Source organism: Microbacterium bandirmense (genome assembly GCF_037204185.1).
Taxonomy (GTDB): Bacteria; Actinomycetota; Actinomycetes; order Actinomycetales; family Microbacteriaceae; genus Microbacterium; species Microbacterium bandirmense.
Window position 1 is genome coordinate 308,398 of sequence record NZ_JBBDGM010000001.1, and the last position, 19,761, is coordinate 328,158.

21 protein-coding genes and 1 tRNA gene are annotated in these 19,761 nt (G+C 67.5%); 14 read left to right on the forward strand and 8 right to left on the reverse strand.

What is annotated here, in order from left to right; all coding sequences use genetic code 11:
• Position 1: 1 nt before the first annotated feature.
• From WDU99_RS01515 to pepN, 4 genes are all read right to left on the reverse strand, one after another.
• Positions 2-1,666 (reverse strand): FAD-binding dehydrogenase, encoded by a 1,665-nt coding sequence (locus tag WDU99_RS01515; RefSeq protein ID WP_420063964.1) that lies wholly within the window; start codon positions 1,664-1,666, stop codon positions 2-4.
• Positions 1,663-2,112, reverse strand: coding sequence for a globin (locus WDU99_RS01520; RefSeq protein ID WP_420063965.1), 450 nt, complete (start codon positions 2,110-2,112; stop codon positions 1,663-1,665). Before WDU99_RS01520 ends, WDU99_RS01515 begins: the two co-directional genes overlap by 4 nt.
• Positions 2,109-3,188: a mechanosensitive ion channel family protein gene (locus tag WDU99_RS01525; protein WP_337330668.1), complete on the reverse strand. Its 1,080-nt coding sequence runs from the start codon at positions 3,186-3,188 to the stop codon at positions 2,109-2,111. Before WDU99_RS01525 ends, WDU99_RS01520 begins: the two co-directional genes overlap by 4 nt.
• Positions 3,189-3,281: 93 nt before the next feature.
• Entirely contained in the window at positions 3,282-5,852 is a 2,571-nt protein-coding gene (pepN, locus tag WDU99_RS01530) for an aminopeptidase N (protein WP_337330669.1), read from the reverse strand.
• Between the two features lie 144 nt (positions 5,853-5,996).
• Between pepN and WDU99_RS01535 the strand changes: the two genes are divergently transcribed.
• The 6 genes from WDU99_RS01535 (at position 5,997) to WDU99_RS01560 (ending at position 12,450) form a co-directional block, all read left to right on the forward strand.
• The gene (locus tag WDU99_RS01535; protein WP_337330670.1) at positions 5,997-7,181 is read left to right on the forward strand and encodes a ferrochelatase; all 1,185 of its coding nucleotides are present in this window, start codon (positions 5,997-5,999) and stop codon (positions 7,179-7,181) included.
• Positions 7,182-7,218: 37 nt separating this feature from the next.
• Complete coding sequence (locus tag WDU99_RS01540) at positions 7,219-7,737, forward strand: ribose-5-phosphate isomerase (RefSeq protein ID WP_337330671.1); 519 nt, start codon at positions 7,219-7,221, stop codon at positions 7,735-7,737.
• Between the two features lies 1 nt (position 7,738).
• Positions 7,739-8,746 carry an Fpg/Nei family DNA glycosylase gene (locus WDU99_RS01545; RefSeq protein WP_337330672.1) on the forward strand — a complete coding sequence of 336 codons (1,008 nt, stop codon included), beginning with the start codon at positions 7,739-7,741 and terminating at the stop codon, positions 8,744-8,746.
• Between the two features lie 64 nt (positions 8,747-8,810).
• On the forward strand, positions 8,811-10,280 hold the full coding sequence (locus WDU99_RS01550; protein ID WP_420063970.1) for an alanine/glycine:cation symporter family protein: 1,470 nt from the start codon (positions 8,811-8,813) through the stop codon (positions 10,278-10,280).
• Between the two features lie 44 nt (positions 10,281-10,324).
• Positions 10,325-10,966 (forward strand): FMN-binding negative transcriptional regulator, encoded by a 642-nt coding sequence (locus WDU99_RS01555; RefSeq protein ID WP_337330674.1) that lies wholly within the window; start codon positions 10,325-10,327, stop codon positions 10,964-10,966.
• The gene (locus tag WDU99_RS01560) at positions 10,963-12,450 is read left to right on the forward strand and encodes an amidohydrolase (RefSeq protein ID WP_337330675.1); all 1,488 of its coding nucleotides are present in this window, start codon (positions 10,963-10,965) and stop codon (positions 12,448-12,450) included. The genes WDU99_RS01555 and WDU99_RS01560 overlap by 4 nt, the downstream gene beginning before the upstream one ends.
• A gap of 84 nt (positions 12,451-12,534) precedes the next feature.
• Here the strand turns inward: WDU99_RS01560 and WDU99_RS01565 are convergent, their stop codons facing one another.
• Positions 12,535-13,020 (reverse strand): Dps family protein, encoded by a 486-nt coding sequence (locus WDU99_RS01565; RefSeq protein ID WP_337330676.1) that lies wholly within the window; start codon positions 13,018-13,020, stop codon positions 12,535-12,537.
• A 140-nt stretch (positions 13,021-13,160) separates the two neighbouring features.
• Between WDU99_RS01565 and WDU99_RS01570 the strand changes: the two genes are divergently transcribed.
• The 5 genes from WDU99_RS01570 (at position 13,161) to WDU99_RS01585 (ending at position 14,915) form a co-directional block, all read left to right on the forward strand.
• Positions 13,161-13,700 (forward strand): gamma carbonic anhydrase family protein, encoded by a 540-nt coding sequence (locus WDU99_RS01570; protein WP_337330677.1) that lies wholly within the window; start codon positions 13,161-13,163, stop codon positions 13,698-13,700.
• Between the two features lie 29 nt (positions 13,701-13,729).
• Positions 13,730-13,803, forward strand: a tRNA-Ile gene (locus tag WDU99_RS01575).
• 148 nt (positions 13,804-13,951) lie between these two features.
• Positions 13,952-14,350, forward strand: coding sequence for a DUF6941 family protein (locus tag WDU99_RS01580; RefSeq protein ID WP_337330678.1), 399 nt, complete (start codon positions 13,952-13,954; stop codon positions 14,348-14,350).
• Entirely contained in the window at positions 14,347-14,580 is a 234-nt protein-coding gene (locus tag WDU99_RS17250) for a DUF4258 domain-containing protein (protein ID WP_420063966.1), read from the forward strand. Before WDU99_RS01580 ends, WDU99_RS17250 begins: the two co-directional genes overlap by 4 nt.
• On the forward strand, positions 14,577-14,915 hold the full coding sequence (locus WDU99_RS01585; RefSeq protein ID WP_337330679.1) for a DUF2283 domain-containing protein: 339 nt from the start codon (positions 14,577-14,579) through the stop codon (positions 14,913-14,915). Before WDU99_RS17250 ends, WDU99_RS01585 begins: the two co-directional genes overlap by 4 nt.
• An 82-nt stretch (positions 14,916-14,997) precedes the next feature.
• On the opposite strand, the gene WDU99_RS01590 is transcribed toward WDU99_RS01585, so the two are convergent.
• Both WDU99_RS01590 and WDU99_RS01595 read right to left on the reverse strand, forming a co-directional pair.
• Positions 14,998-16,158, reverse strand: coding sequence for a tyrosine-type recombinase/integrase (locus WDU99_RS01590; protein WP_337330680.1), 1,161 nt, complete (start codon positions 16,156-16,158; stop codon positions 14,998-15,000).
• Positions 16,158-16,580, reverse strand: a complete 423-nt coding sequence (locus tag WDU99_RS01595; protein ID WP_337330681.1) for a hypothetical protein — start codon at positions 16,578-16,580, stop codon at positions 16,158-16,160. The genes WDU99_RS01590 and WDU99_RS01595 overlap by 1 nt, the downstream gene beginning before the upstream one ends.
• A 209-nt stretch (positions 16,581-16,789) precedes the next feature.
• Here WDU99_RS01595 and WDU99_RS01600 point away from each other — a divergent pair, with 209 nt between their 5' ends.
• A complete protein-coding gene (locus WDU99_RS01600) occupies positions 16,790-17,506 on the forward strand; it encodes a hypothetical protein (protein WP_337330682.1) in 717 nt (238 codons plus the stop codon).
• A 95-nt stretch (positions 17,507-17,601) separates the two neighbouring features.
• Here WDU99_RS01600 and WDU99_RS01605 read toward each other — a convergent pair whose 3' ends face one another.
• A complete protein-coding gene (locus WDU99_RS01605; protein ID WP_337330683.1) occupies positions 17,602-17,901 on the reverse strand; it encodes a hypothetical protein in 300 nt (99 codons plus the stop codon).
• A 542-nt stretch (positions 17,902-18,443) separates the two neighbouring features.
• Between WDU99_RS01605 and WDU99_RS01610 the strand changes: the two genes are divergently transcribed.
• Positions 18,444-19,457 carry a YihY/virulence factor BrkB family protein gene (locus WDU99_RS01610; protein ID WP_337330684.1) on the forward strand — a complete coding sequence of 338 codons (1,014 nt, stop codon included), beginning with the start codon at positions 18,444-18,446 and terminating at the stop codon, positions 19,455-19,457.
• 91 nt (positions 19,458-19,548) lie between these two features.
• Positions 19,549-19,758 (forward strand): hypothetical protein, encoded by a 210-nt coding sequence (locus WDU99_RS01615; RefSeq protein ID WP_337330685.1) that lies wholly within the window; start codon positions 19,549-19,551, stop codon positions 19,756-19,758.
• The last annotated feature ends 3 nt before the right edge of the window (positions 19,759-19,761 follow it).

Genomic DNA, 19,761 nt, shown 5'->3' on the forward strand with positions numbered 1-19,761 from the left:
ATCAGCGGGCCGCGGCGCGGCCCGCTTGGCGACCCGAGAACAGGCATCCGCCGAGGAAGGTGCCCTCCAGGGCACGGTAGCCGTGCACGCCACCGCCGCCGAATCCGCTGGCCTCGCCGACCGCGAACAGCCCGGGGATGGGCTGCCCCGCGCCGTCCAGTGCCCGTCCCTCCAGATCGGTCTGGATGCCCCCGAGCGACTTCCGGGTAAGCACGTGCAGCTTGACTGCGATCATCGGCCCGGCGGCCGGATCCTGCAGACGGTGCGGTGCCGCCGTGCGGATCAGGCGGTCGCCGCGGTAACTGCGCATCGAGCGCAGCATCGCGATCTGGGGGTCCTTGGTGAACTCGTTGTCCATCTCCCGGTCACGCGCCACGACCTCCTGTCGCACCCGGTCGATGTCGAGCAGCTCGCCTCCGGGGATGGCCTGCATCCGGGCCAGCAGGCTCTCGAGGTCGTCCTCGACGACGAAGTCGGCCCCTTCGTCGAGGAAGGCCTGCACAGGGCCCGTGGGTCCCTTGGCGAGACGCGACTTCACCAGCAGACCGATGTCCTTGCCGGTGAGGTCGGGATTCTGCTCGCTGCCCGAGAGCGCGAACTCCTTCTCGACGATCTTCAGCGAGGTGATGAACCAGGAGTGGTCGTGGCCGGTGGTGCGCAGATGGGCCAGGGTGCCGAGCGTGTCGAAGCCCGGGTAGAGCGGCACGGGCAGGCGCGAGCCGGTCGCATCCAGCCACAGCGACGACGGTCCGGGCAGAATGCGGATGCCATGGTCCGGCCAGACCGGATCCCAGTTCTCGATGCCCTCCACGTAGTGCCACATCCGGTCGCTGTTGATCAGCCGGGCTCCGGCGGCGGCCGAGACCGCGTGCATCGAGCCGTCGACGTACGCCGGCACACCGGTGAGCATGTGCGTCGGGGGAGTGCCGAGCCTCTCCGGCCAGGCGCGGCGGACGAGGTCGTGGTTCCCGCCGATGCCACCGGATGCCACGATCGTGGCATCCGCTTCGATCGCGAACTCGCCCACCTGCTCACGCGACGACGGCACTCCGCGCGGGGCGTCGCTGTCGGCCAGCACGACGCCGCGGGCGCCGACGACGGCGCCGTCGGCGGTGAGGAGCTCCTCGACCCGGTGGCGTGCGAGGATCGTGACCCGGCCCTCGGCCTCGCCCGCCTCGACTGCCGCGGCGAACGGGGCCACGATGCCGGGACCGGTGCCCCAGGTGATGTGGAACCGCGGCACGGAATTCCCGGGGCCGATCGCGCCGCTGCCGCCGCGTTCGGCCCAGCCGACGACCGGGAAGAAGCCCACGCCCCGCTCGCGCAGCCAGCTGCGCTTCTCGCCGGCGGCGAACTGCAGGTACGCCTCGGCCCATCGCCGCGGCCATTCGTCTTCGTCACGGTCGAAGCCGGCGTTGCCCAGCCAGTCCTGGGTGGCGAGTTCGAGCGAATCGCGGATGCCCATCCTGCGCTGCTCGGGCGAGTCGATCAGGAAGAGCCCGCCGAACGACCACCACGCCTGCCCGCCGAGGTTGCAGCGCGGCTCCTGGTCGATGATCGTCACGCGCCGTCCCGCGGACAGCGCCTCGGCGGCCGCGACGAGACCTGCCAACCCCCATCCGATCACAAGAACATCTGTGGCACGGGAGGTGGGCATGGTCATCATTCGGTCTCCGTCGACTCCGTGGGTATGCGGTGCTCGAGCGTCGGACGGCTGCTCGGGACGCGGCCGATGCCCGAAGGCTCGAACGTGTTCACCATGGCATAAGCGGCGCGCTCAAGGTAGTCCCAGAGCGTGGCTTCGTGGAGAGGCGACAACTTCACCTCGTCCAGGGCCGTGCGCATATGTGCGAGCCAGCGATCTCGCGCGTCAGGATCGATGTGGAACGGCACGTGCCGCATGCGCAGCCGCGGGTGCCCGCGCCTCTCGCCGTACGTGGTCGGTCCGCCCCAGTACTGCACCAGGAACATCGTCAGCCGCTCGGCGGCGGGACCGAGGTCCTCTTCCGGGTACATCGGCTTCAGCACCGGGTCGACTGCCACCTCGCGGTAGAACACGTCGACGATGCGCTGGAACGTGTCGTACCCGCCGACCTCGTCGTAGAACGTCACTGCTGGTCGCCTTCCTCGTCGCTGGACTTCTTCCGCCGCCAGATGCCGCGCTCGACCACCGGTGGCGCCGGTGCGACCGCGTTGGGGCGTGTCACCGGGGGATTGGCTCCGCGCACGCGGCGGGCGCCGTCCATGCCGGTGACGGTGACGGCGTGCATGCTCGGGATCAGCACGTCCTGCTCGAGCAGTGCCGCCCTCAGGCGGCGCCGCAGCTCCTGCGAGACGTCATCCCTGGCGTTCGCCCTGGTCTTCATGACCACGCGCACCACGAGCGCGTCGCCGTCGATCGACTCCAGCCCCCAGACCTCGGGCAGCTGGATGATGCGGGTGCGCCACTTCGCGTCCTTCGCGAGATCGCGTGCCGTGTCGAGCATGATCTCCTCGACACGGTCGAGGTCGGCGTCGGGGGCGACACCGAGGTCGACGATGGCGCGCGCCCAGCCCTGCGACATGTTGCCGATGCGGGTGACCTCGCCGTTGCGCACGTACCAGAGCGTGCCGTTGACGTCGCGCACTTGGGTGATGCGCACGCTGACGTACTCGACGACGCCGGATGCCAGACCCAGATCGACCACGTCGCCGATGCCGATCTGGTCTTCGGCGACGATGAACATGCCGTTCAGCACGTCCTTCACGATGTTCTGCGCGCCGAAGCCGAGTCCGGCGCCGACGGCGGCGGTGATGAGGGTGAGGGAGCCGAGGATGCCGGGATCGATGGCCGTGACGATTAGGATCAGCGCCACGATGACGAGTGTCACGTTGACGATGTTCTGCAGAATCGTTCCGAGCGTGCGGGTGCGCTGCACGAGGCGCATGTCGGCCAGCGGCGAGCGTTCCAGCGCGACGGTGTCTGCGACCTCGGCCTTGCTCTTGGCATTGTTGACGATGCGCTGCACGACGCGGCGGATCACCAGGCGCAGCAGGAAGGCCAGCACCAGGCATACGGCGATGATGATCGCGATCTGCAGCAGCTTGCCGCCAACCTTGCCGAGCACGTCGAGGGTGCTCGCCCACAGCGTCGGCCACAGGCCAGGGTCGGCGGGCGCCTCGGGATCGGTCTGGAACGGGATCATCATCCCGTCGATTCTACTGAGAAGGTCTCTCCGCACGCTGGGCGCGGGGCACTTCGACAGGCTCAGCGACCATGGGTCGCTGAGCCTGTCGAAGCGTCAGACGTCGGCGTCGCGCGACTGCGCCGCGAGCGCGCGCTCGACGTCGGCGAGGTTCTCGTGCACCAGGCGGCGCAGCGCGGGCGCGGCATCCTGGTGCTGCGCGAGCCACGCACGGGTCGCGTCGCGCAGTTCGACGTTCGCGAGCGATCGAGGGTACAGGCCGACGATCAGGTAATCGGCGATCTGGTAGGTGCGTCCCTCCCAGATCGGCAGCAGCATGTCGAAGTACGGCTGGATGAACTCGCCGAGCACATCGACACCGGACGGGTGCACGAAGCCGAGCGCCGTGGATCGCACGATCGTGTTGGGCTGGTCGCTGTTGTCGATCAGCGAGGCCCAGGCGGCCTTCTTCGCCTCGACCGTCGGCAGCGCGGCACGCGCCTGCGCGGCGAGCTCAGCGCCCTTCGAGGTGTTGTCGGCGGCGAGCGCGGCGTCGATGGTGGCCGCATCGGTGGCTCCGGCGGCGGCCAGGCCGATGAGCAGCTGCCACGACAGGTCCGCGTCGATCTCGAGACCGGGCAGCGTGTCCTCGCCCGAGCGCAGGCGGCCGACGATGCCGGCGTGCTCCGCGCCGGCGATCGAGCCTGCGAACGCCATCACCAGCTGCAGCTGGCTGTCGCTGCCGGGCTCGGCCTGCTGCGCGAGCGCCCACAGGCCGTCCGCGACCTTCTCCCGCGCGGCGGCGCGGGTGGCGGGGTCGACATACGAGCCGGCGGCCAGCTGGAGCTGGGCCAGAGTGGTGCGCACCGTGGTCGACTCGGTCTCGCGACCGATGTTGCCGAGCACGAGGTCGATGTAGTCGCGCGCCGCGCTCTCGGCATCGCGCGTCTGGTCCCAGGCTGCGCCCCAGACGAGCGAGCGTGCGAGCGGATCGCTGATGTCGGCGAGGTGCTCGATCGCCGTGGCCAGGGACTGCTCGTCGAGGCGGATCTTCGCGTAGGCGAGGTCGTTGTCGTTCAGCAGGACCATGGCCGGGCGCTTCAGACCCTGCAGCTCGGGGATCTCGGTGCGGTCGCCGTCGACATCCACCTCGACGTAGTGGGTGCGCACGAGCGCACCGTCCTCGAGGTCGTAGAAGCCGATGCCGAGGCGGTGCGGACGGATCGTCGGGTAGTCGGCCGGCGCGGTCTGCGTGACCGCGAAGCGCGTGATGGTGCCGGAAGCATCGTCGACGATCACCGGGCTGAGGGTGTTCACCCCGGCCGTCTCGAGCCACTTCTTGGCCCAGCTCGTCAGTTCGCGCCCGCTGGTGGCCTCGAGCTCGGCGAGCAGGTCGCCGAGCTCGGTGTTTCCCCAGGAGTGCTTCTGGAAGTACTGCGACACGCCAGCGAAGAACGCCTCGATGCCGACCCATGCGGCGAGCTGCTTGAGCACCGAGCCGCCCTTGGCGTAGGTGATGCCGTCGAAGTTGACCTGCACGTCCTGCAGATCGTTGATCTCGGCGACGATCGGGTGCGTCGATGGCAACTGGTCCTGGCGGTACGCCCAGGTCTTCTCCATGGCGTTGAAGGTCGTCCACGCCTCGGTCCACTCGGTGGCCTCGGCTGTCGCGATGGTGGAGGCCCACTCGGCGAACGACTCGTTCAGCCACAGGTCGTTCCACCACTTCATGGTGACAAGGTCGCCGAACCACATGTGGGCGAGCTCGTGCAGGATCGTCACGACGCGACGCTCCTTGACGGCGTCGGTCACCTTGCTGCGGAAGACGTACGTCTCGGTGAAGGTGACGGCGCCGGCGTTCTCCATGGCGCCCGCGTTGAACTCGGGTACGAACAGCTGGTCGTACTTCTCGAACGGGTAGGCGACGCCGAACTTCTCCTCGAAGTAGGCGAAGCCCTGGCGGGTCTTGTCGAAGATGTACTCGGCGTCGAGGTGCTCCCACAGGCTCTTCCGGCCGTACACGCCGAGCGGGATGACCTTGCCCGACGAGCTGGTCAGCTCGGAGAACGTCGCCTCATACGGGCCGGCGATCAGCGCGGTGATGTACGACGAGATGCGCGGCGTCGGCTCGAAGCCCCAGGTGGCCACCTGCTGCGCCCCGGAATCGGTCGACGCGTCGTGCACGATCGGCTCGGGCGTCGGCGAGTTCGACACGACCTTCCAGACCGCGGGTGCGGTCACGGTGAACTGGAACGTCGCCTTCAGGTCGGGCTGCTCGAACACGGCGAACACCCGTCGCGAGTCGGGCACCTCGAACTGCGAGTACAGGTACACCTCACCGTCGACCGGGTCGACGAAGCGGTGCAGACCCTCGCCCGTGTTCGTGTACAGACAGTCGGCGTCCACGATCAGCACGTTCTCGGCCTGCAGGTCGCCGAGCGCGATGCGCGAGTCGGCGAACGCCTCGCCGGGGTCGATCTGCTCGCCGTTCAGCGTGATCTCGCGCACGTCCTTCGCGATCAGGTCGATGAAGGTGAAGCTTCCCGGCGTCGCGGTGAAGCGCACAACGCTGCGGGAGCCGAACACCTCCGCGCCCTTGGTGAGGTCGAGTGAGACCTCATAGGACTGCGTGTCGATGACGGAACGGCGCTCCTGCGCCTCGATACGAGTGAGGTTTTCTCCAGGCACTGCTGATTTCTCCCGTTGGTGGAGGGGATGTCGTCGTGCATCGACGCGGCTGGCGCCGACGGCAACCATGACAGCCTACGCCAGGCATGGCGATCCGCGAGCGGCTCCGCGCTGGTTCATAGACACGGGTGCGATCATGACGCCGTGACCCTCACAGAATCGGATGCTGTTCCTCACGCGTCCCCGGCCGCGGCCGCGGGCGCACCGCACGTCGAGACACCCGTCGCGTACGACGCGATCCTGCTCGCCGGATTCGGCGGCCCGGAGGGGCAGGACGACGTCATCCCCTTCCTGCGCAACGTGACGCGCGGCCGGGGCATCCCCGATGAGCGCCTCGAAGAGGTCGCGCACCACTACCGCGCCTTCGGCGGCATCAGCCCCATCAACGGGCAGAACCGCGCGCTGAAGGCCGCGCTGGAGGCGGAGCTCACCGCACGCGAGATCGATCTGCCGGTGTACTGGGGCAACCGCAACTGGGCGCCGTACCTCGAGGACGCGGTCGCCGAGGCCGCCGGCAACGAGCACACCATGCTGCTGGCGTTCGCGACGAGTGCCTACAGCTCGTTCTCGAGCTGTAGGCAGTACCGCGAGGACTTCTCCCGCGTGCTCGACGGGTCCGCCTATGACGGTGTCGTGACGATCGACAAGATCCGCCCGTTCTTCGACCACCCTGGCTTCGTGCAGGCGTTCGTCGAAGGCGTCGACGACGCGGTGCGCGCTCGACTGGACGAGGGCGTGCCGGCGGAGGACGTGCAGGTGCTGTTCTCCACCCACAGCATCCCGATCGACGACGCGAAGCGCTCGGGACCGCGCGATGTCGACTGGGGCGAGGGCGGCGCCTACGCCGCGCAGCACGAGGCGGTCGCGGCCTGGGTGATGGACCGCGTCGCCCAGCTCACCCCCGCAGCCGCCGATGTGCAGTGGGAGCTGGTCTACCAGTCGCGCTCCGGCCCGCCCTCGCAGCCGTGGCTCGAGCCCGATGTGTGTGATGTGATCGGCGACCTGCCCGCGCGGGGACGCCGGGCGGTGATCGTCGTCCCGTTGGGCTTCATGAGCGACCACATGGAGGTCCTGTGGGACCTCGACACCGAGGCGAAGGAGGCCGCCGACGAGGCGGGTCTGCTCTTCGCCCGCACCCCGACCCCCGGTGTGTCGCCGGCGTTCGTCGCCGGAATCGTGGACCTCGTCCAGGAGCGGCTCGAAGGGCGCCCGGCATCCGATCGCGCTCACGTGACGATGCTGGGGCCGGCCTTCGACGTCTGCCGTCCCGGCTGCTGTGAGAACGTCCGCGCGGGCTTCAAGCCCGCCGCGGCCGGTGTCGCGCCCTGACCGGGGCGTGTCACAGCCCGACCGTAGGATGGGTGGCATGCGCATCCACATCGCCACCGATCACGCCGGCCTGGACTTCTCGACCCGCCTGCAGCAGCACCTGAGCGCTGCCGGGCACGACGTCACCGACCACGGCCCGGTCGAGTACGACGCGCTCGACGACTACCCGGCTTTCTGCATCCGCGCGGCGCAGGCCGTGATCGCCGACCGGCGCGCGGGGGTCGAGGCCCTGGGCGTCGTCTTCGGCGGCTCGGGCAACGGAGAGCAGATCGCCGCGAACAAGGTGGCCGGCATCCGCGCGGCGCTGGTGTGGAACCGCTCGACCGCCGAGCTCGCCCGCGAGCACAACGATGCGAACGTCATCTCGATCGGCGCACGTCAGCACTCGTTCGAAGAGGTGACCGAGTTCATCGACCTCTTCATCGCCACGCCGTTCAGCGGCGACGAGCGCCACGTGCGGCGCATCGGGCAGATCGCCGACTTCGAGAACGACGGGTCGCTGCTGCCCGATCCCCGTCGAGGAGAGGTCGGCTCCGCCGACGGGCCCCGGGCCTGACATGCCCGAAGGGCATTCCGTCCACCGCATCGCGCGGCAGTTCGCACGCAACTTCACCGGCCGTCCCGTGCAGGCGTCCAGTCCGCAGGGGCGGTTCGCCGAGGGTGCGTCGGTCCTGAATGGCCGTGAGCTGATGCAGTCGGTCGCCGTCGGCAAGCAGATGTTCCTCGAGTTCGAGGACGCCGTCTGGCTGCGCGTGCACCTGGGACTCTACGGTGCGTGGGACTTCGCCGGCGAGATCATCGCCGACCCGACGATCGCCTCGGCGAACGGCCGCATGGGGCAGACCAATCAGCGCGGCACCGACCTTCCCGGCGACGGCGAGGCGATCTTCGACGATGCCGGCGAGAACTCGCTGACGTCGATCGGTGCACCGCGCAGGGCACGCGTGCACGTGCGGATGTCCGAGCAGACCAAGGGCCTCGCCGATGAGGGCGACGAGTGGCCACCGCCTGTCGTGGGGCAGGTGCGGCTGCGCCTGCTGAATGAGACGACCTGCGCGGACCTGCGCGGCCCGACCGCCTGCGTGCTGCAGAGCACCGACGAGATGCTCGCCACGATCGCGAAGCTCGGGCCCGACCCGCTGGTCGGCGATCCCGCTGAGGGCGAGGAGCGATTCGTCACGACCGTGCGCCGCAAGCCCACACCCATCGCGCTCCTGCTGATGGACCAGGCGGTCGTGAGCGGCATCGGCAACGTGTATCGCGCCGAGATGCTCTACCGCGCCCGGCTGAACCCCCACACGCCGGGCCGCGACGTGCCTGAGGAGATCGTGCGCGAGCTGTGGCGCGACTGGGTGCGGCTGCTGGCGATCGGCGTCGAGACCGGACAGATGATGACCATGGACGGTCTCACCGGTGATGCGTACCGCGCGGCGATGGCCAGCCGCGACGACCGGCACTGGGTGTACCACCGGGCCGGGCTGCCCTGCCGCGTGTGCGGTACCGAGATCGCCCTCGAGGAGATCGGCGCGCGCAAGCTGTACTGGTGCCCGTCCTGCCAGCGCTGACACGATCCTGTGAATAGGATGGCGGAGTCCACTCGCAACGATGCGTCAGGAGAGCACATTGGACTTGTCAGCAATCGAAGGCTTCCTCGGCTGGCTCAGCGGCATCATCTGGGGACCCTGGGTCCTGATCCCGCTGCTGCTCGGCACCGGCCTGTATCTCACGATCCGTCTCGGCGGCATCCAGTTCCTCCGTCTGGGCTCCGCGCTGCGGCTGGGTCTGTTCACCCGCCGCGACCCGGACTCCGATGGTGACATCTCACAGTTCCAGGCGCTGACGACAGCGCTGGCCGCCACCGTCGGCACCGGCAACATCGTCGGTGTGGCGACGGCCATCGGCATCGGCGGGCCCGGTGCACTGTTCTGGATGTGGGTCACCGGCCTGCTCGGCATGGCATCGAAGTACTCCGAGGCGTTCCTGGGCGTGCGCTTCCGCACCACCGACTCGGCCGGCGAGAAGAACGGCGGGCCTCAGTACTACCTCGAGCGGGGCATCCCGAACAGGTTCGGCAAGTTCCTCGCGATATTCTTCGCGATCGCCGCCGTCATCGCCTGCTTCGGCATCGGCAACATGACGCAGGGCAACTCGATCTCAGCGAACCTCGAGAACAGCTTCCACGTGCCCACCTGGGTGACCGGGATCATACTGACCGTCTTCGCCCTGCTGGTGCTGGTCGGCGGCATCAAGTCGATCGGTCGCGTGACGGCGGGTCTCGTGCCGGTGATGATCATCTTCTACGTACTCGGTGCGATCTACATCCTCGTCGCCAACATCGGCGGCGTGCCCGAGGCGTTCGCCCAGATCTTCACCGACGCCTTCACCGGCACGAGCGCTGTCGGCGGCTTCGCCGGTTCGGCGATCATCATCGCCGTGCAGTTCGGTGTGGCTCGCGGCATCTTCTCGAATGAGTCCGGCATGGGCTCGGCGGCAATCGCGGCGGCCGCGGCCAAGACCAGCCACCCGGTGCGCCAGGGACTGGTGTCGATGACGCAGACCTTCATCGACACGATCATCGTGGTCACCTGCACGGGGCTGGTGATCATCACCACCGGCGCGTGGAAGATGACCGATCCCGAGACGGGCGAGCAGATCAGTGCGGCACTGATGACGGGTGAGGCGTTCTCGCACGGCCTGCCGGGCGAGTGGGGTCACTACATCGTCACCATCGGTCTCGTCCTGTTCGCGGGCTCGACGATCCTCGGCTGGTCCTACTACGGCGAACGCAGCATCGAGCGCCTGCTCGGTCGTCGCGCGGTGATGCCCTTCCGCATCATCTTCTCGCTCGTCGTCTTCATCGGATGCACGGTGCAGCTCGGCGTGGTGTGGGCGTTCTCCGACGTGATGAACGGCCTGATGGCGCTGCCGAACCTCATCGGTCTGCTGGTGCTGTCGGGTCTGGTTGCGCGCGAGACGAAGAAGTACCTCGACAACGACCCGAAGCTGCGAGCGACCACCGAGGAGGTGCAGGCCTTCATGGCGGGCGATCCGGCGTACGAGAACTGGAAGACGCAGGCGATCAAGGTCGTCGGCAAGTAGTTCGACGCGACTCGGCAGGGTCGGGTCGGTCATAGGCTGGGATGGTGCGCCAGAACCCCAGTTTCGCGATGACCGACCCGACCGAGCTGCGCCGGGTGATCGAGCTCAATCCGTGGGCGACGCTCGTCAGCGACGCCGACGACGGACTGGTCGCCTCGCACTACGTCGTGCTGCTCGATGACGAGCGCGATGATCTCACCGTCGTCGGGCACGTCGGCCGACCGGATGATCTGATCCACGGGCTGGGGGAGCGCGAGCTGATGATCGCTTTCCAGGGCCCGCACGGCTACATCTCTCCCGGCTGGTACGGAGACGTCGCCGCGGTGCCGACCTGGAACTTCGTGTCGGTGCACCTGAGCGGTGTGCCCGAGATCCTCTCGGATGAGGAGAACCTGCGGGTGCTGGAGCGGATGGTCGATGTGTTCGAGAGCCGGATGCCCGATCCGCGGGGCATGTGGACGCTGCCCAACGATGAGGCGTTCGTGCGTCGACTGGCGGCGGGAACCGTCGGCTTCCGGCTCACGCCGACGAAGGTGGTCGCCAAGCGCAAGCTCAGCCAGAACAAGCCCCTCGAGACGGTTGAAAACGTGCTGACCCAGCTGGAAGGAACGGGCGCGCACGCGAGCGCCGAGCTCGCCGCCGAGATGCGCCGCGCGCACGAGGTGCGCCGGGAGCGTCAGGCATGACGGCGCGCGGAGAGCACGTCGACCTCGTCCGCGCCGTGCGCCTCAGCGGCGCCGCAGGGGTGCCGTTCGGCGACGACCCCGTGGATCTCGTGATCGATGGTGGCCGCATCGTCGACATCGCCCCCACCGGCGTGCTGCCCGCACGCGGCGTCGTGATCGAGGGTGGGGGATGCCGGGTGGTCAGCGGCCTGTGGGATCACCACGTGCACACGGTGCAGTGGGCGCTCGATGCGGAGCGTGTGCAGCTGGGGGAGGCCCGCAGCGCCGCAGAAGCCGTGGGACTGATGGCGGCGTCGGAGCCGATGCCGGACGGCCGCGTCGTCGGCGCCGGCATGCGCGACGCGCTGTGGCCCGATGAGGCGTCGCTGCGGCTTCTGGACGAGACCTGCGGCGGGCGCGCGACCTACCTGATCAACATGGATGTGCACAGCGTCTGGCTGAACTCGGCGGCGTTCCGTCGTGAGGGCTTCGCGCCGACGCCCGATGGGATGCTGCGCGAGGAGGATGCGTTCGAGATCTCGCGGCGGTTGAACACCGCCGACGACGCGATGGCGGATGCCGCCGTGCGCCGTGCCGGCGAACGGGCCGCGGCGCGGGGGATCACCGGCATCGTCGACTTCGAGATGGCGTGGAACGCGGCTGCGTGGCAGCGGCGGGCGGATGCCGGATTCGACGCGCACCGGGTGGAGTTCGCGTTCTACGCCGCGAACCTCGGGCGGGCGGTCGAAGAAGGCCTGCGCACGGGGGAGGTGCTGTCCGGCACGGGCGGGCTGGTGCAGGTCGGTGCGCTCAAGCTGATCACCGACGGCTCGCTCGGCACCCGCACGGCGGCGTGCTCGCACGCGTACGGCGATGACCCGGCGAACTTCGGCGTCTTCACCATCGAACCCGACGAGCTGCGTGACTTCCTCACCACGGCGACGGGCGCCGGCATCGAGGTGGCTGTGCATGCGATCGGCGATCGCGCGGTGGCATCCGCTCTCGACGCCTTCACGTACACCCAGGCGCGCGGCACGATCGAGCACGCCCAGCTGGTGCGGCATGCCGATCTGGCGCGCTTCGCGCGGCTGGGGGTGGTCGCGAGCGTGCAGCCAGGGCACGCCGTCGACGACCGTGACCTGGTCGGCGCGCTCTGGCAGCATCAGCAGGCGATCAGCCACCCCGTGGCGTCGCTGCTCGCGGCCGGCATCCCGGTGCGGTTCGGATCGGATGCCCCGGTGGCGCCGCTCGACCCGTGGCAGACGATCGCGGCGGCCGTGCACCGCACCGGTGACGACCGCGCCGCATGGCATCCCGAGGAACGTGTGCCGGTCGACGCGGCGCTGCGCGCCAGCAGCCGTGATGGATCCACCGATCTCGAGATCGGCGGCGTCGCCGACCTGGTGCTCTGCGGCGCCGATCCGCTGACCGCGGAGGGCGAGCAGCTGCGTCGGATGCCCGTGGCGGCGACCCTGCTCGGTGGGCGCCTCACACACGTGGCCTGAACGCGGCCCTTCGTCTCGTTGCGCTCGCTCAGGAACCGGGAGTTCCGGGTCCTGAGCGAGGCGGGCGTTCGGAGACGGCGGTTGTCAGGCCGCGATGTGCGAGATCAGGAACCAGCGGTCCTTCTCGAGGCCGCGCTGGATCTCGATGGCGACGTCCTGGCTGGTGAGGTCGACCTCGTCGAGGCCCTCCACAGCGGCCTTGATCTCGATCAGTGCGGCGTCGATGTCGGCGACGACGGCGCGGACGAGGTCGTCGGATGCCGCGAAACCGGCCGGCACCTGCGTGGTGGCGGACTTCGCCGCGACGGTGCTCACGCGTGCGTCGATCGGCAGGCCCAGGGCGACGATGCGCTCCGCGGCGGTGTCGGCGAAGTCCATGGCGTGAGCCACGACGGTGTCGAGGAACTCGTGCACGCCGATGAAGTTCGCTCCGCGCACGTGCCAGTGGGCCTGCTTGCCGTTGACCACGAGCGCCTGCATGCTGTGCACGATCGGCGAGAGGAACTGCGCTGCGGCCGCGGCGACAGTGGGGTCGACGGCGGTGGCGCGGATGGTCTTCGAATCGGTCATCGTGATCCTCCTGAGTGGGTTTCCGGTGTCCACTGAAGACAACGCTACTCAGCCTGGAGCATTCCGCAAGCAAGCCTAGGCAACGCTTACCGGCCCGTTCTGCCGCGGAATTCCGCGGTTCTGAGGGTAGTCTCACCTACATGAGCATCGCCGCGACAGCATCCATCCTCTCCCTCCCCGGCAAGACGCCCACGATCGCCTCGGACGCGTTCGTCGCCGACGGCGCGCGCATCATCGGCGACGTCACACTCGGTGCGAAAGCGAGTGCCTGGTACAACGCCGTGTTGAGGGCCGACTCGGACGCCATCATCGTGGGCGAGGGCAGCAATCTGCAGGACAACGTCTCGGTGCACGTCGACAGCGGGCATCCCGTCATCATCGGCCAGAACGTGTCGGTCGGGCACAACGCGGTCGTGCACGGCTGCACGATCGGTGACGACTCGCTGGTCGGCATGGGCGCAGTGGTGCTCAGCGGTGCCGTGATCGGCAGCGGATGCCTGATCGCCGGGGGAGCCGTCGTGCTCGGCGGCACCGAGGTGCCGGACGGCTCGCTGGTGGCGGGCGTGCCCGCGAAGGTGCGCCGCCCGCTGACCGAGGAGGAGCGCGACGGTCTGCGCCGCAACGCGGAGATCTATCTGGCGCACAGCGCGACCCACGCGGGTGCGATCGCACAGGACTGACCGCCGGCACCGCTAGGCTGGATGTTCTCGGGGCGGTGGCCAAGCTGGTGAAGGCAGTGGGCTCATAACCCAACGATCGCGGGTTCAAGTCCCGCCCGCCCCACCTAGAAAACACTGGCCACGCGGCCCATCCCGACCTTTGGATAACCGCCACCTGCCCACGTTTTGCCCACATCTGAATCCGACGAGAGGCCCCTCACCCCGCACTCGTGACGGGTGAGGGGCCGATCGCTGTGCCATAAGCTCTGGTCATGGCCGAACTGGACTACGCATACCTGGCTGACTACGCACAGATTGAGGGCGGGAAGATCTCAGCGCTTGGAGCGAGCTACACCCATGCCACGGTGCCGGCGTTCCCGATTCTGTGGTTGACCTCGATCGTCGGGCGAGTCCGCGTCGACGAGGGTGAGGATCCGGTCTCGGTGCGCATAGAGGTCCTCTCGCCCGGTGACTCCGTCCGAGTCAACTTCGAGAGTGTGCTCGAGCAGACTCCTGACGTTCGCCCTTACCGGGGTAAGGTCGGGCTACTGTTCGCGGCTACATTGCAGATGCCGGTCGCAACCAATGGACTGTGTACCTTCGATATCTATCTGAACGGCGAGCACGCGCGACGTCTTGCGTTCGAGATTGAGCTGGCTGAAGCGCAGTGAGGTACAAGCTGAAGTTCCACGCCCGCCAGCGGATGGCGCAACGTGGAATAACCGACGACGACATAGTGTCGGCACTCATGGATATCATCATGCAATATCCCGCGGAGCCAGGTTCGGTGTGTATCCTCGGGAATGTAGGGAGCCGGAAGCTTGCGATCTACGTGTCAGGTGTGATGCCGCCGACTGAGCCACTCGCGATCACGACAGTCGTATGGAGGGATGAGACATGACGAACCGCAAAGCACCATTCGAGGTGACGATCGATAACGATGCTGATGCCGCGTACATCTCGATGACGAATCGCAGCATCGCCCACTCGCATGAATTGGGCGGAGGGATCATCGTCGACGTCGATGACATGCGTGTCGTTGTTGGCATCGAGATCCTCGGACTCGAAACCAAGATCCCGTTCCAACGTCTCGTGGACGAGTTCCACGTCCACAGTGACGACATCGACATCCTCCGCACGATCCAGCCGACGATCGGCGGGTTCCTGATCCAGTTCTCCTCAGACGGCTCCAGCAACCACAAGCAGATGCAAGGCTCGCTCGTTTCAGCGAGCTGATGGATCGTCGCGCCACTGTAGCGACCGAGAGAAGTCCCGCACCCCACAAATCACGCTGGGGTGCGGGACTTCCTTCGTCGTGTCAGGCGGTGGCCCAGACCTTCGCGACGTCGGCAGCGACAGCGCGCTTGTGCAGGCGCTTCGCGACGTCGTCGAGATCATCGTCGAAGAGGTCGGCGTAGGTGTCGAGCGTCATCGCTGCGGACGCATGCCCGAGCATCCGCTGTACGGCCTTGACGTTCGCGCCCGAGCTGATCGCGAGCGACGCGGCAGTGTGGCGCAAATCGTGAGGGGTCAGCATCGGGAACGTCACCCCGGGGTGCTGCTCACCTCGGGCTCTCGCCTCAGCCGCCGCATCCGCTTCTGCAGAGCGGATCCTCATGATGGCTGACCGGAACCATCCGGTCGCGGTCTTCGGCGCTCGCAGGTAGTTCTTGCCGTCGCCGAAGAGAATCTGATCCGGTCCCTTGCCTTTGGTCGCAGCGAGCATCGCCGGCCGCAGAAACTTCGGGAACGGTACCGAGCGCGCCTCGTGCGTCTTCGGCGTGCCGATGTGGAACTCGGTCCGGACGAACACGGCATTCTCGGCGATGGTGGCTCGCCGGCGGAACAGGTCGACGTGCTTTACCTTCAGGCCGGTGGCTTCGCCCCACCGGAGGCCGGTGTATCCGAGGAAGAGTACGAGCTCGGGGTGGGTGCTGGCGGCTGCGAGGGCGTGCAGCTGCTCGTGGGTGAGGTAGACCCGGGGCTTCGGTGTCTTCCGTGGTGTCTTCGTCTTCGCGGCAGGGTTGCGTGGCAGGCGCCGGTTGTCGACGGCGACGTCGAGGATCCCTGAGAGGATGCCGAGCGCACGCTTCACCGTTGTCGCGGATCGGGACTCTGCGAGTCCTGTGACCCACTCCTGAATCTCGGCCGGCTGGATCTCGGCAACCGGCCTCAAGCCCCACACCGGTTTGACGTGCTTGCCCCAGCTCGAGTCGATCGCACTGTACGTCGATGGCTTGAGCGACGTCTTCTTGCCGGCGAGCCATCCGGCGGAAAGATCGAGGACGGTCGTGCGACCCAGTGCGGGGTCGATGTACTCGCCGGTCGCCTTGCTGACGGTCACCGACGCCAGGAACAGCTGCGCTTCCTTCTTCGTCTTGAACCCGCGCTTATCGGTCTGGGCCTTGTCAGGCTTGCGATACCGGACCCGGTACCGCTTCCCTGCGGCGGTCTCGTACGCCGTGATCGTGCCAGCCATCAGGCGGACTGCTCCTGTCCGCTGCTCTCGCGCTCAGCCAGTCGGCGGGCGAGCTCCGACAAGAGCGCCTGGGATGGAATGTTGCGAAGCGAAAGTTCATCGATCGGCAGTGTGGTTGCTGTGTCTTGAGCGGCGAGATGGCGAGCGTAGAGCGCGGATTCGTCGGAGTCATCGTCGGTCTCATCGGTCGGCGTTGAGTAGCCGGCCGCTTCGAGGACCTCTTCAGGTGGGAGTGACAAGGAGTTCGCGACGACCACCGTCAAACGGTAGGTCGGTCGCTCAATGCCATTGACCCACTTGCTGACCCGGTCCCGCTTGATCAACCCTTGCGACTCGCGCACCAGGTCTGCTTGTCGCCAGTCTCGCTGCTTGAGTTGCTGGCTGAGCCACAGCCCCCAGCGCTCAGCGTCATTCGTGGTCATGAGAACTAGTGTTGCGTGCACGCAACGAAAAGGCAACGCGGAAGATGTTGCGCGCAACAGACGCTGGATGTATGGTGAGCCCTGCACGGATGTATCGGGAACCAGACAAGGAGCGAGATGTTGCGTATTGAACCCGCGGTGCTCAACCGGATCGCAGCGGAGCACGGTTGGGTGCATGACCGAGGTCGGCTTGCAGGCACGAGCAGACGGTGCTGGCGCTGCTCAACACGTCAGGGTTCACGATCGCTTCGGTGTCGTCAGCGGTGTCCGTATACGTGGAGGGCGTGGACTTTTACGGCGGCAACCGAAATATGACGCTGGATCGACGTGACGGTGGGACCGTGGATTTCTACGCCCACCGGGTCGGCATGTTCCATGCCACGGGACCCACGAGTGGTCGCAGCGACAACCTTGTGGCTGCCGGGGCGCGTGATGTGTTCCTTCAGGAGTGCGCGGTGAAGTTTTCGAACAAGGATGGCGCGAACTACGCCCGATCGAACATCGCGTTCGTCGAAATGGAGTCGCCGCGCGTCATCGAGCTGGACTGTGACATGGGGCACAACGGCCTCGGCCAGTCCACCGACCTGTCCTGCAACGCCTCGACAGGCCACACCGGGGCCAAGATCATCCGAGTTGGCGGCACCTATCAGGACACGATGGGCGGTGTCGTCTGCGACGTGCACACAGACACACAGTCGATCAACGCGGGTATCACCGTCCGCGACTCCCAGACCGGCCTGAACGAGACACGCGGGTCGCTGATCTCCGCAGGGCAGGGGGTCGAATCCTGGGTGTTCGGCGGCAACGCCTACCAGGGCGGAACCGTCGACGTCTACGCCGAAGCGGACTCAGCCGTGCGCGGGGCCGGGCTGTGGCACTTCACCGACGGTGGACCGGGCACACTCGACCTCGACCTGATCGTCTAGCTGAGTAACACCATCAGAAGACCCCCACTCTCCTCCGGAGGTGGGGGTCTTCACGGCTTTCCGAGTCAGCTGCGCTCACCCTCTTATGCCAGGGGTTACCGTGCGCCTGACAGCGTCGAATGCGACGGGGCCCGGAACCGGTGCCGGCCGACCTCGACAGCATCCGGTGCGCCGATCTCCATCAGCGCGGCGACAAGGCCGGCGGTGTGCGGGTCGGTCTCGTTGAACCCTGCCCACCTTCCCGCCTCGGCCGCGAGCAGGTCGGTGTGCGGGCCTGCAAGCTGCTGCAGCTCGGCGATCACCGGACCAGGGTCTTGGGTATACCGGTGCCGGCTCATCGTCGCCGCGAGCTCCACGGACAGCATCGTGAGCGGGTCGAGCGGGTGGGATGGCATGTCGTCACGGTACGCCGAGTCGCCGACGCTTTGACTACGCGCCAGGGGCCGCAACACTCGAAAGGACGCTCACGACCCCCGCCGCAGTATTCAGCACTAGTCCAAGTCCTAGGCACGTCACTCCACGTATGCGTTGCCACGTGTTATCAGGGATCTGGAAATACGGCCTGCCCCCTCGGTCTACTCCCACGCCGTCTCGACTCGTGTAGACGATGCCGAGAACGTTCACGACCAGTGAGGCGATGAGGAGTATGAGGATGAGGATCAGGATCATGTACCTCAACTTAGCGTCGTCACCTGCTGCGTGCGTGCCCACATTTTGCCCACATTTGCACCGTCATGGGCCGTCAATCGTGCCGATTAGCGTCGATCCTGCCGCGTAATTCCGGGGGAGGGGCGCCGTGACGTGGCTTTGGAAGGGGCTCATAACCCAACGATCGCGGGTTCAAGTCCCGCCCGCCCCACCACATCCTCCGTAGCATCCCGGTCTCGACGAAGGCAAGGCTGCGCCGGAACGTGCACCGACGCGTCACACTAAGAGCATGGGGACGAACAGCGCCGGTGAGACAGCACGACCGCCAGGCGGAGCCGGACGCCGCGAGGCGACCGTGCTGATCGTGCGTCGGGTCGCCCGCGGGTTCTTCCGCGTCTCAGCGCCGGATGCCGCCGCGGGGCAGACCTTCTACGCGGTGCTGAGCATCATCCCCACCCTCATCGCCGCCTTCTCATTGATCGGCCTGATCGGCGACAAGCGCGACGGCGTGCGCGCTGTGCTCGACGTCGCGAAGGAGGTGGTCGCGCCCGACGTGCTCGACGGCATCACCGATCCGATCGAGCAGGTCGCATCCCTCGCCGGATCAGGCTGGGTGCTGATCGCCTCGCTGGCCGTCGCACTGTGGTCGGTCGCGCGTTACGTCACCGCACTCGGCCGCGCGATCAACCGCATCTACGGTGTAGCCGAGGGGCGCATGCTGTGGAAAGCGAAGCCTGTGCACCTGCTGGTCACGCTGGCCGTCTTCGCACTCGCGTCGATCGCGTCGATCGTGGCGGCCCTCAGCTGGCCACTCGCGCAGTCGCTCGGCCGTGCGATCGGAGCCGGTGACCTCACGCTGCAGATCTGGCGCATCGCCCGCTGGCCGGTGCTCGTGCTGCTGGTGATCCTGGTGGTCGCCATCCTGTACTACTTCGCTCCCAACATCGCACATCCGCACTTCCGTCTCGTCAGTGTGGGCGCCGTCGTCGCCGTGGGCATCTTCGCCGCAGCATCCGCCGGCTTCGGCTTCTACGTGAGCGATCTCGCGGACTACGACCGCATCTACGGGTCGTTCGCCGGGATCATGATCTTTCTGCTGTGGCTGTGGATCGGCAACATGGCGCTGCTGATCGGCGCGCTGTTCGACGCCGAGCTCGAGCGGGTCCGCGAGCTGCGCAAGGGTATCCCGGCGGAGCGCGACCTGCAGGTGGAGCTGCGCGACACCGAGCGCATGGAGCGGGCCGCCGCGAACGATGCGGCCGACGAGCGCAGGGCGCGTCGGGTGCGGCGCTCGCGTCGCTGACAGGACGCGCCCGCATCGGCAACCCCCTTTCACCGGGGCGCCGTCATCGGGCAGTCTCGAGGTACCGGATCCCACGTACGAGGAGGAACTGATGAGCAGCCCACAGCACGATCGCACGGTGGAGGTGCCAGAGGCCGATGCTCTGGAGCAGGAGCGCGAACTGGTCGCGGAACCTCAGGATCCGGAGCGCAGCACCACCGAGCCGATGGCGGACGGGGTCGAGGCAGACCCGGCGGATGTCGCCGAGCAGGCGATCGAGGTGCCCGACGACGACGGCGAGCGCGACGAACCAGGAGAATGATCG

Coding starts and splice junctions, on each gene's coding strand:
- WDU99_RS01595 (WP_337330681.1), bottom strand. CDS start 16,580: ATGACCACGAATGACGCTGAGCGCTGGGGGCTGTGGCTCAGCCAGCAA.
- WDU99_RS01515 (WP_420063964.1), bottom strand. CDS start 1,666: ATGATGACCATGCCCACCTCCCGTGCCACAGATGTTCTTGTGATCGGA.
- WDU99_RS01540 (WP_337330671.1), top strand. CDS start 7,219: ATGCGCATCCACATCGCCACCGATCACGCCGGCCTGGACTTCTCGACC.
- WDU99_RS01570 (WP_337330677.1), top strand. CDS start 13,161: ATGAGCATCGCCGCGACAGCATCCATCCTCTCCCTCCCCGGCAAGACG.
- WDU99_RS01560 (WP_337330675.1), top strand. CDS start 10,963: ATGACGGCGCGCGGAGAGCACGTCGACCTCGTCCGCGCCGTGCGCCTC.
- WDU99_RS01525 (WP_337330668.1), bottom strand. CDS start 3,188: ATGATGATCCCGTTCCAGACCGATCCCGAGGCGCCCGCCGACCCTGGC.
- WDU99_RS01605 (WP_337330683.1), bottom strand. CDS start 17,901: ATGCCATCCCACCCGCTCGACCCGCTCACGATGCTGTCCGTGGAGCTC.
- WDU99_RS01580 (WP_337330678.1), top strand. CDS start 13,952: ATGGCCGAACTGGACTACGCATACCTGGCTGACTACGCACAGATTGAG.
- WDU99_RS01565 (WP_337330676.1), bottom strand. CDS start 13,020: ATGACCGATTCGAAGACCATCCGCGCCACCGCCGTCGACCCCACTGTC.
- WDU99_RS01615 (WP_337330685.1), top strand. CDS start 19,549: ATGAGCAGCCCACAGCACGATCGCACGGTGGAGGTGCCAGAGGCCGAT.
- WDU99_RS01590 (WP_337330680.1), bottom strand. CDS start 16,158: ATGGCTGGCACGATCACGGCGTACGAGACCGCCGCAGGGAAGCGGTAC.
- WDU99_RS01585 (WP_337330679.1), top strand. CDS start 14,577: ATGACGAACCGCAAAGCACCATTCGAGGTGACGATCGATAACGATGCT.
- WDU99_RS01545 (WP_337330672.1), top strand. CDS start 7,739: ATGCCCGAAGGGCATTCCGTCCACCGCATCGCGCGGCAGTTCGCACGC.
- WDU99_RS01610 (WP_337330684.1), top strand. CDS start 18,444: ATGGGGACGAACAGCGCCGGTGAGACAGCACGACCGCCAGGCGGAGCC.